The organism is Alishewanella jeotgali KCTC 22429 (assembly GCF_000245735.1).
Lineage (GTDB): Bacteria > Pseudomonadota > Gammaproteobacteria > Enterobacterales > Alteromonadaceae > Alishewanella > Alishewanella jeotgali.
In genome coordinates, this window is record NZ_AHTH01000002.1 from 145,444 (window position 1) to 155,619 (window position 10,176).

At 50.7% G+C, this 10,176-nt stretch carries 9 protein-coding genes and 1 pseudogene; 4 read left to right on the top strand and 6 right to left on the bottom strand.

Features of this window, described 5'->3' with window-relative positions; all coding sequences use genetic code 11:
• The first annotated feature begins 59 nt into the window (after nt 1-59).
• From nrdB to AJE_RS00860, 3 genes are all read left to right on the top strand, one after another.
• Entirely contained in the window at nt 60-1,190 is a 1,131-nt protein-coding gene (gene nrdB / locus AJE_RS00850; protein WP_008608508.1) for a class Ia ribonucleoside-diphosphate reductase subunit beta, read from the top strand.
• 5 nt (nt 1,191-1,195) lie between these two features.
• Entirely contained in the window at nt 1,196-1,453 is a 258-nt protein-coding gene (yfaE, locus tag AJE_RS00855; RefSeq protein ID WP_008949240.1) for a class I ribonucleotide reductase maintenance protein YfaE, read from the top strand.
• Between the two features lie 65 nt (nt 1,454-1,518).
• Nucleotides 1,519-2,493 (top strand): tetratricopeptide repeat protein, encoded by a 975-nt coding sequence (locus AJE_RS00860; protein ID WP_237709272.1) that lies wholly within the window; start codon nt 1,519-1,521, stop codon nt 2,491-2,493.
• A gap of 56 nt (nt 2,494-2,549) precedes the next feature.
• Here the strand turns inward: AJE_RS00860 and AJE_RS00865 are convergent, their stop codons facing one another.
• The 5 genes from AJE_RS00865 to AJE_RS00885 all read right to left on the bottom strand — a co-directional run bounded on the left by AJE_RS00865 (nt 2,550) and on the right by AJE_RS00885 (nt 7,011).
• Nucleotides 2,550-3,119: a YceI family protein gene (locus tag AJE_RS00865; RefSeq protein ID WP_008949242.1), complete on the bottom strand. Its 570-nt coding sequence runs from the start codon at nt 3,117-3,119 to the stop codon at nt 2,550-2,552.
• A 237-nt stretch (nt 3,120-3,356) separates the two neighbouring features.
• Complete coding sequence (trhO, locus tag AJE_RS00870) at nt 3,357-4,274, bottom strand: oxygen-dependent tRNA uridine(34) hydroxylase TrhO (protein WP_008949243.1); 918 nt, start codon at nt 4,272-4,274, stop codon at nt 3,357-3,359.
• Between the two features lie 125 nt (nt 4,275-4,399).
• Entirely contained in the window at nt 4,400-5,041 is a 642-nt protein-coding gene (locus AJE_RS00875; protein ID WP_008949244.1) for a LysE family translocator, read from the bottom strand.
• 42 nt (nt 5,042-5,083) lie between these two features.
• Nucleotides 5,084-6,427: an NAD(P)/FAD-dependent oxidoreductase gene (locus AJE_RS00880; RefSeq protein WP_008949245.1), complete on the bottom strand. Its 1,344-nt coding sequence runs from the start codon at nt 6,425-6,427 to the stop codon at nt 5,084-5,086.
• Entirely contained in the window at nt 6,427-7,011 is a 585-nt protein-coding gene (locus AJE_RS00885) for a GNAT family N-acetyltransferase (protein WP_008949246.1), read from the bottom strand. The genes AJE_RS00880 and AJE_RS00885 overlap by 1 nt, the downstream gene beginning before the upstream one ends.
• 166 nt (nt 7,012-7,177) lie before the next feature.
• Here AJE_RS00885 and AJE_RS00890 point away from each other — a divergent pair, with 166 nt between their 5' ends.
• Nucleotides 7,178-9,487 carry a TonB-dependent receptor plug domain-containing protein gene (locus tag AJE_RS00890; protein ID WP_008949247.1) on the top strand — a complete coding sequence of 770 codons (2,310 nt, stop codon included), beginning with the start codon at nt 7,178-7,180 and terminating at the stop codon, nt 9,485-9,487.
• Here the strand turns inward: AJE_RS00890 and AJE_RS00895 are convergent.
• Nucleotides 9,488-10,176, bottom strand: a pseudogene (locus AJE_RS00895) (IS66-like element ISAba24 family transposase); the annotation flags it as partial.

The following is a 10,176-nucleotide window of genomic DNA, read 5'->3' on the forward strand; positions in this document are numbered from 1 at the left end:
AGTGGCCCGGCCACTCTTTTTTAGTAAGTTTTTGTCAGATTCTCAGGATTAAAATCAGCATGGCGTACACCACCTTTAACCGCAATATCAATGACCAGCTCAAGGAACCGATGTTCTTTGGTAATGCCGTAAACGTTTCCCGTTATGACCAGCAAAAGTATCCGATTTTTGAAAAGCTGATCGAAAAGCAGCTGAGCTTTTTCTGGCGGCCGGAAGAGATTGACGTCAGTAAAGATCGGATTGATTTCCAGCAATTACCTGAGCATGAAAAACATATCTTTATCAGCAATCTGAAATACCAGACGCTGCTGGACTCGGTACAGGGCCGTTCGCCTAACGTCGCCCTGTTGCCAATAGTGTCTATTCCGGAGCTGGAAACCTGGATTGAAACCTGGGCCTTTAGTGAAACCATTCACAGCCGCAGCTACACCCATATTATCCGTAATATCAGTGCCGAACCGCATAAGATCTTCGACGATATTATGCTGAACGAGCGGATTTTAGAGCGCGCCGTTGATGTTACCCGTTACTATGACGATCTGATTGATGGCATTAATCTGTATCAGCGTTGTGGTGAAGGCACTCATCAAATTAATGGTAAGACCGAGCAGATCACTTTGCGTGAGCTGAAAAAGCGGCTTTACCTGTGCTTAATGTCGGTAAACGTGTTAGAAGCGATCCGCTTTTATGTCAGCTTTGCCTGCAGTTTTGCTTTTGCCGAACGTGAGCTGATGGAAGGGAATGCCAAGATTATCCGGCTGATTGCCCGCGATGAAGCGCTGCATCTCACCGGTACCCAGCATATGCTGAATATTCTGGCGAGCGGTGATGATGATCCGGAAATGGCGGAGATTGCCAAAGAGTGCGAAGAGGAATCTTACGCCATCTTTATGCGCGCGGCGGAGCAGGAAAAGGACTGGGCAGCCTATCTGTTTAAAGATGGTTCGATGATTGGCCTGAACAAAGATATTCTGTGTCAGTATGTCGAGTTTATTACCAATAGCCGGATGCAGGCTGTCGGCTTAAAACCACGCTTTGCTACCACCCAAAACCCCATTCCGTGGATCAATACCTGGCTGGTATCTGACAATGTGCAGGTGGCACCGCAGGAATCGGAGATCAGCTCCTATCTGGTAGGACAGATTGATAACGAAGTCGATACCGCCGACTTTGGTGATTTTGATCTGTAACGCCGATGCCGCAGGTTCGTATTAACGGCGAGGTCGTCGTCAACTTCGATGGCTCCTCGCCTAACCTGCTACAGTTTCTGGAGCAACAACAGCAGGCCGTTAACTATCAGTGCCGCGAGGGCTTTTGCGGCGCCTGTCGCTGTAAACTGTTAAGCGGACAAATCAGTTACCTGCAAGAGCCGCTGGCTTTCGTCCGCCGTGGCGAATTCTTGCCATGTTGCAGTATTCCACAGACCGATATCGAGCTGGAAATTCCGAAATAAATGGTATTTTTGCTTAAGTTAAAGCAAAATTAGCGCCGGATTTTGGCTGCTTTAGACGGTTGTTGATGAAAGCTCTTGTTCTGTCGTTGATGTTAACGCTACCGCTGCCGGCACTCGCCAACAGCGATTATCAGTCTTTATTTGCTCAGGCGCGTTATACCGAGTTATTACAACGTATGGAGCAAGATCCGGCTGCCCGGCGCGATCCGCAGCTGATGCTGCTGATGGTACGCTCGCTGATCCAGCAACAGTTCCGCGAAGAAGCCAATACGCTGTTAAATCAATTGATTGAAGAATTTCCAGAGCACAGCGCCCTGCTGACGCAGGCGGCACTGAACAAAATCGCGTTGGCGAATAGTGGCAATATCTTTAATGCCCGTAAAAGAGCAACCGATGGTCTGGAGCTGCTGCAAAAAGCCATCAGCCTGGATCCGGAAAACTATCTGGCACAGCAAGCGCTGATTAACTTTTATCAGGTCGCTCCTGCCACTGCCGGTGGTAGCAAGCCTTTAGCAGCTGAACTTGCCGAGCAGTTATTTGCGAAAAATCCGGTGCAGGGCACCCTTGCCCGGGCTGGTATTGCTGTGGCTGAGGGCCGGTTGAGTGATGCGCAAGCGCTGCTTGATGCCCAGTTACTGCAGACACCGGATAACACCGAACTCTTGCTACGCAAAGGTGCCGTCTTAACCCAGCAAAGCGCCTTTCTGGTAGCACAACAAACCTATTTACAGCTGTTGCCATTGCTTAGCGATCCGGTAAGCCAGCAGAATGTACATTTCCAGTTGGGGCGGCTGGCCGTGTTTACCGAGCGCTACCAGCTGGAGGGGATCCATGCGCTGGAAAGCTATCTGTCATTCTATGATAATAGCCAGCAACCCCGTCTGCCGCGCGCCCGATTACGTTTAGCGCAGTTATACCTCGCTCAGGGTGATATTGTGCGTGCCAGAGTGCTGTATCAGCAAATTGCCAGGGTGGTGCTGGATGAAGCCGACTTTATCGAAGCCAGAGCGCAGTTAGCCGCGCAGCTGGAACAGCGTTAATCCTCAGAAATAGGCCGCAGGGCGTGCCGCAGCCAAAACTGCGGCAATTGAGCATCTTACTTGCGGATCCCTTCGACACTCAGCTCCAGATAGACAGTTGCCGCGGCCGGGCCCAAGTCATAGTTGATGCCGAAGTCTTTTAATGCAAAGGCGGTGGTGCCGGCAAAACCTGCCCGATAACCGCCCCAGGGATCCTGACCTTCACCAATTTTCTCGGCAGCAATCACGATATCTTTGGTTACACCATTTAACGTGAACTTGCCATGCAGCTCAAAGTTATCACCGGTGGTGGGAACGACCTTGGTGCTAACAAAGCTGGACTGCGGGAATTTTTCAACGTTTAGAAAATCAGCGCTGCGTAAATGTTGATCGCGCTCAGTATGGTTTGAGTCGATACTGGTGGTATCGATAGTGACATTGATTTTCGAGGCGGCCAGATTATTGCTGTCGTAACTAAAGTCGCCGCTAAAGTCATTAAAACGGCCATACAGCCAGCTATAACCTAAGTGGCTAATTTTAAACTGGATAAAGGCATGTGCGCCTTCAGTGTCAATCACATAGTCAGCGGCTTGTGCCGGCAATGCCATTAATGCAGCTAAAGATGATGCTAACAGTAATTTTTTCATCAGGTTCCTCCGGGAGACAGTCATTACGAAACGCTATCCAGCTTACCTGAAAGAACCCGAAAGAAAATTGCATTAAAACGCAGGTAATGTTCGATTAATTAGATTTATTGCAGCTTTATGCAGCAGCATTGGCGAGAAGATGTTGCTTTAGCGCTAACAAGCTGGTCAGACCGGTACCGGAGTGCTGTGGATAAGTTCAGACTGGTACCGGAGTGCTGTGGATAACGGCTGTTTCGCTTAGGATTCGAATTTGCCGTCGCGGATATGTTTTTCGCCGCGTGCTTTCGCCAGTTGTACCTGCTTTTGCCGCTCGGCGAAGGCTGCTTTTTGCTCGTCCGTGGTTTTGTCGTGACAATGCGGGCAGCTTAAGCCTTTGACATAGTGCTCAGACGCCAGATCGGCAGCCGATAACGGCATCCGGCAGGCATAACACTGGTCATAACTACCCTGCTCCAACCCATGCTTTACCGCCACGCGCTGGTCAAACACAAAGCATTCGCCCTGCCATTTGCTGTTTTCTTCCGGCATCTCTTCCAGATACTTCAGGATACCGCCATCCAGATGGTACACCTCTTCAAAGCCCTGGGTTTTTAAAAAGGCAGTCGATTTCTCACAGCGGATACCACCGGTACAGAACATCGCCACTTTTTTGTGTTTGGTTTTATCCAGATTCTCGGCGGCCCACTGTGGGAACTCGCGAAAACTGGTGGTGTTGGGGTTAATCGCGCCCTCGAAAGTACCAATCGCCACTTCATAGTCGTTACGGGTGTCGATCAGAATGGTGTCCGGATCGCTAATCAGCTTATTCCACTCTTCACCCTTAACATAGGTGCCAACGATATGTTTTGGATCCAGGCCTTCGACACCCATAGTCACGATTTCTCGTTTCAATTTAACCTTGGTGCGATAAAACGCCTGCTCCGCGGCGAAAGATTCTTTGTAACTCATCCCCGCAAAGCGCCCATCAGCGTCCAGCCAGGCTTTTACCGCATCGACCCCTTCGCGCGGGCCAGAGATAGTGCCATTAATCCCTTCCGCGGCTAACAGCAAGGTGCCTTTCACCTTATGCATCACCATATGGTTATACAACGGCTCGCGCAGAGCTTCATAATCCGGTAAATCAACAAACTTATATAAGGCAGCTACAACAAACATCTTTTATCCTCTTGCCAGGCTGGATCGCAAATCCAGTGCAATTAATGGTTAGCGCCACAAGGGCGGCGCGCATTATAACGACATCCGGCCTGCTGTCCAACCGCTGTTTTCGTGCTGCCAGCTTGTTAAGCCGGTAAAAAGGTACTGAGTAATAAATGGCCAGCCAGCAGTAACAGTACGATACCCATTAACCGATCAAACCAATAACCTTTCGCCAGCAACAAGCGCCGCACCGGTGGTCGGGTTAGCAAAACGGATAACAAACAGAACCAGAGCGCGGTAGCAACGGCCATATAGAGGCCATAGATCACTTTATAACTGAGCGGTGTACTGGCTGAAATCACCACCGCGAACAGCGACAAAAAGAATAAGGTCGCTTTCACATTTAAACCGTTGGTAATAAAGCCAGCAAAAAAAGCGGCGCGGCGCGCCGGCACATCAGGCATCGCCTCTTCTTCACCTGCTATGCCAACCGGCGGCCGGGCCCGGATAGCCCCCTGTCCCAGATAAATCAGATAGCCGGCAGCCACCACCGTTAGTGCCTGAAATAACCAGGGTGTGGTTTTAATCAGCAAGCCAATACCGACCAGCGAATAGGTAATATGCAACAGAATAGCGGTACCAATACCCAGACTAGCCCAAATGGCAGTTTGCCGGCCATAACGCACAGCATAGCGTAAAACTATCGCAAAATCGGGACCGGGGCTGGCAACGGCGAGTAAATGGGCGGTCGCGATGAGTAAAAACTCTGGCCAAAATGCTGGCATACTGCTTAATCCTTATTTTTATAAGTTCTAACTTTGTGACGCCTAACTTAAAAACCGATCCGCAAATTGCGCCCACTGATAATAGGCATATTGTGCCAGCCGGCGGCCGCGGGTAAACGGAAAAGGCTGCAGCGGGCTTTGATACAGCGGCAATGGCGGTAGCGTTTCGCCCATCAGCTTTTCGGCCAGGCGTTGTCCGGCCAGTAAGCTATAAGATACGCCACTGCCACAATAGCCGGCAGCATAATAGATTCCCTCGGAAGTTTGAGCAATACGCGGCAGATCGTCGTAAGAGACGCCAACCCAACCCGCCCAGTGATACTGATAATCGATACCTTGCAGCGCCGGCAAGGTTTGCCACAGCGCTTGGCGTAACTGCGCCGGATAATGCGGCTTGGCCAAATCAGCGCCACTGATCGCACTGCGACCACCAAATAGCACGCGATTATCCGGTAATAGCCGGTAGTAATATTTCAGGGCTCGGGTATCCATCGCCATAAAGCCGGGCGTCAGGCCACAGGCCGATAGCTCTGAGGCAGTCAGGGGCCGGGTTACAATAATGCTGCTTAGCACCGGCAGGCAGCCCCGGTTAAGCTCAGGCAGAATATTTTTCGGTGTATAGGCATTAGTGGCCAGCACCAATTTCTCACAGTGCAGTGAACCGGCACTGGTAGTCAGTTGGTAGCCAGCACCGGTGTGATTAATCGCCTGCAGTGAGGTATTGGCAAATAACTTTACCCCGCTGCGCTCAGCTAAACCTGCCAGCCCCCGCAGCAATAGAAACGGATTAATACCATAACAATCCGGTAGTCGTAAGGCGCCAAAGGCGCCCGGACTATTAATACAAGCTTGCAGTGCTGTTTGATCCAGAAAACTGACCGCATAAGCAAAATCCCGCTGTAAGCGCTCAGCTTGTTGCTGCAGTAACTGCGCCTGCTTTACTGTGTGGGCAATTTTCAGATACCCCGGTGTTTGCGCCTGACAATCGATATTACCGACAGCGACCAAGTCTTTTAACCGCTGCAAGGCTAAGCCATATTCCTGGTGAAATAGCTGGGCCAGCTCCAAGCCAAACCGGGCTTTAAGCTGGCTGAGGCCCAATCGACCGGTACCACGCAGCACAAAGCCCGCATTACGGCTGCTGCAGCCCCAACCTGGTTGATTCGCCTCCAGCAACACCACCTGCCGCTGATAGCGTTGACTCAGCTCGTAAGCACAGCTAAGGCCGGTATAACCGGCTCCTACCACCACGATCTCAGCCTGCTTTGGCAGTGCTGAGGACTGAGCCTGACTTGCTACCGAAGTACCTGCGGTCCAGTAAGAATCGACATAGTGGTTACCGCTATCTAAAGACGTTGCGATATAAGGATCGTAAAAAGCGGGCATTAAAACTCCAGTACCATCTCGGCCGCACTGCAGTAACAGAGCGCACCACAACGCGGGCAAAGATAACCTGCCGCAGACAGATGCTGCCAGCGGTTAGGATGAACTTTTAATAAGCGTCCACCGGCTTTACTAAAATAGCGCACGGCACTGTTATGCGGGCTTTCGCGCCATAAATGCGCCAGGCCGGCTTTCGCACCCTGCTGTTTGAGTGCAGCAATTGCCTGCTGCAACAACTGTTGACCAATACCCAGCCCCTGCCAAGCCGGATGTACTGCGACAGATTTAAAATAAGCCAGCTTTGCGGCGTCTACCGGCCACAGAGCTGGCGAACACCACTCATCTTGTCGCCAGTTACCGGCGCTAAAACTGAGCCGGTATCCGACTAGCTGCTCATCAGCAAGCGCAATAAAGTTGGCATTAACGCCGGTGCTTTGCCCCAGACTCTGCCACTCCATCAGTGTAGCCTTGTCTAAATAGCCCGGGCCATGCACCAAGGTTGCGAGCTCGACCACTGACTGAGCTGCGATGTCAGTTAAGGGTATAATCCGGATTTCCGCTTTACCTACAGTCTTGAATGTATGCAAAGGCTGTTCCTCTTTAAGGTTTTGCTGTTTAAAAATCCTGCAGTTGCGCCAAAATGCAGCTTAAATAAGATAGACAGCGGCACAATATTAAAATATGTTTAAAAAGACGCCATTAAAAATAATAGCGTAGCGTCCGCAACTTTTGTCAATTATCCAGGAACTAATCATGACCAATAAAGCTAACCAATATAGCCCGGTCTGCCGGGCAGTAAAATACGCGTTAGCCTCCGGGCTGGCATTGGGACTCTACTCTACCAGTGCTCTGGCTCAGGAAGCAGCAGCTGAAGAACAAAAAGTCGAAAAAATTGCCGTGGTCGGTACCCGCGCTGCACCGCGATCGATTGCCGATTCACCGGTACCGGTTGATATTATCGGCGGTGATGAACTGATGAAAAGTGGTAGCAGCGATATGCTGAATATGCTGACCACCACTATTCCTTCGTTAAACGTGCAAACCACACCGATCAGTGATGCCGCGACCCTGATCCGCCCGGTCAACCTGCGCGGATTATCATCAGACAGTACCTTGGTGTTATTAAATGGCAAACGCCGTCACCGAGCTTCGGTTATCACCTTTTTAGGCGGCGGCCTGAATGATGGCGCTCAGGGGCCGGATATCTCGGTGATCCCGGGAATCGCCCTAAAACAAGTTGAAGTGCTGCGAGACGGTGCCGCTGCTCAGTACGGCTCTGATGCAATCGCAGGTGTGATTAACTTTGTACTGAAGGATAACGCTGATGGCGGTTCTATTGAGGTGAAGCAAGGCGAATTTTTTGCCGGCGATGGTACCTCGACAGAAATCGCTGCCAACATTGGCATGCCGCTGACTGATAATGGTTTCTTTAACGTCAGTATGCAGTACAAGAACGTTGACCCTACCAGTCGCAGCGTCCAGCGCGCTGATGCTGCCGCGCTGGCAGCCCAAGGTAACCCCTTTATTGCCCCTATTACCCAGGTATGGGGTTCGCCGAAGATCAAAGATGATATTACACTGTTTGCCAACGCTGGCCTGGATCTGGGTAATGATCGTGAAGCCTATATCTTTGGTAACTACTCTGAACGTGATGTGACCGGTGGTTTCTATTACCGTAACCCCCATACCCGTGGTGGCGTGTTCTCAAATGATGGTGGGCAAACGCTGGAAGTCATCGATACTGCGGGCTTAGGTAACTGTAGCAATGTCTCGCTATTTGATGGCACGCGCAAACTGAGCCATAACGAAATTACTGCCCGGGTCAATGCGCTACCGGCAAACTGCTTTACCTTCTTCTCGATGTTCCCGGGCGGCTTTACCCCGAATTTTGGCGGTAATATTACTGATACCTCACTAACGGCAGGCACTAAGGGCGAATTCAAATCCGGCTTTGCGCAGGGCGTGTTCTATGACTTTTCGGCCTCAGTTGGTCGCAATGAATCGGCATTCAACATAATCAACACGGTAAATGCCTCATTGGGGCCAGATACCCCAACAGACTTCGAGGCGGGTAAATATATCCAGTTAGAGAAGAACTTTACTGCCGACTTTATTAAGTATGTCAATATGGGCTTACATAATGATGTCGCGGTAGCCGGTGGTTTACAGTGGACTGAAGAAACCTTTGAAATTGTTGCCGGTGAAGTCGCGTCCTGGGAAATCGGCCCTTATGTCAGCCAATTAACCAACGGCTCTAACGGTTTCCCAGGCTTTCAACCAGACGATGCCGGCGTGAACACTCGTCGTAACTATGCGGCCTATGTTGATGTCGAAGCCGAGTTTACGGACAACCTGTTGATGGCCGCCGCGCTGCGTTTTGAAGATTACGACAGCTTTGGCAATACCACCAACTACAAGATCACCGGCCAGTATCGCTTAAATGATGACTGGGCTCTGCGTGGCTCGCACAGCACCGGCTTCCGGGCACCGACTGTAGGTCAGGCGAACGTGCGTAACGTCCGTACCGCAATCTTTGAAGGTGAGCTGCAAGATGTTGCCCTGTTGCCTCCTACGCATCCGGTATCACTGTTAAAAGGTGGTAAGGAACTGACACCGGAGGAATCACGCAGCTATACCCTGGGTCTGGTATACAGTGGCAGTGGTTTCTTCTTTACTGCTGACTGGTTCCGGATTGAAGTCGATGATCGGATCAGCCAGTCTACTGAGTTTGATGTCAGCCAAACTGACCGTGACGTATTGCGTGCGGCTGGAGTACGTGGTGTAGAATCACTGTCGAAGGTGACGTTACTGACCAACGACTTTGACACCGTGACTCGCGGCCTTGATTTAGTTGCCAATTACAGCACCAGCATCCTGGATGGGCGTTCAACTTTTAGTTTGGCCTATAACTGGACTGACACAACAGTAACGCGTTTTACAGATGTTACGGGCGATTTCAAAGTTTCACGCTTGGAGAAAGACTTACCAAATCATCGCGCAACGCTAACCTGGAATCAGCAGTGTAAGCGTAACAGCAACCACACCTTGCGGTGTGGCTGCTGATTAGTAAGGTAGGAGTTGTTGTAATTGCTCATGGGTATTGGCTTTGGGCAACTCTGTCAGCAACCGGCATAAGTAATCATAGGGTTCCAGACCATTGATTTTGGCGGTTTCAACCAGGCTGTATAGTGCCGCACTGGCTTGTGCTCCCGATTTGGTATTGGCAAACAACCATGCCTTGCGACCAATCACGAACGGTTTGATGGCGCGCTCAGCGCGATTGTTGTCGATATTCAACCTGCCATCATCCAGATAGCGCATAAGTTTGGACCACTGATTCAGGCTATACGTGATAGCAGCTCCCAGTAAACCTTCTTTCGTGACGCTCTCGCTTGATTTATCCAGCCAGCTTTTGAATTGCTCCAACAGTGGCTTGGCTAGCGTTTGCCTGGCGTCATACTTCTTATCAGGCGGCACGGTTTTTAATTTACTCTCCAATGCATAGAGTTTCTGGATATGGTTAAGGGCCACATCCGCTTTACCCGTTTTGCCTTTACCCTGCGCTTTTTGTGCTTCAACGAACTTACGTCTGGCATGTGCCCAGCAGCCGACTAAGGTCGCGTGGGTTTTCTCATATCCGGCATAACCATCAACCTGCAGATAGCCGGCAAACCCCGCCAGGAAGTCGGTGGGATGTATGCTGCTGCGACTATCCTGATAATTAAACAGCACCAGCTTGGGGCCAGTACTTT

Excerpts from the sequence above, each read along its gene's own strand:
- nrdB (WP_008608508.1), top strand. The coding sequence starts at position 60 with ATGGCGTACACCACCTTTAACCGCAATATCAATGACCAGCTCAAGGAA.
- yfaE (WP_008949240.1), top strand. The coding sequence starts at position 1,196 with ATGCCGCAGGTTCGTATTAACGGCGAGGTCGTCGTCAACTTCGATGGC.
- AJE_RS00860 (WP_237709272.1), top strand. The coding sequence starts at position 1,519 with ATGAAAGCTCTTGTTCTGTCGTTGATGTTAACGCTACCGCTGCCGGCA.
- AJE_RS00865 (WP_008949242.1), bottom strand. The coding sequence starts at position 3,119 with ATGAAAAAATTACTGTTAGCATCATCTTTAGCTGCATTAATGGCATTG.
- trhO (WP_008949243.1), bottom strand. The coding sequence starts at position 4,274 with ATGTTTGTTGTAGCTGCCTTATATAAGTTTGTTGATTTACCGGATTAT.
- AJE_RS00875 (WP_008949244.1), bottom strand. The coding sequence starts at position 5,041 with ATGCCAGCATTTTGGCCAGAGTTTTTACTCATCGCGACCGCCCATTTA.
- AJE_RS00880 (WP_008949245.1), bottom strand. The coding sequence starts at position 6,427 with ATGCCCGCTTTTTACGATCCTTATATCGCAACGTCTTTAGATAGCGGT.
- AJE_RS00890 (WP_008949247.1), top strand. The coding sequence starts at position 7,178 with ATGACCAATAAAGCTAACCAATATAGCCCGGTCTGCCGGGCAGTAAAA.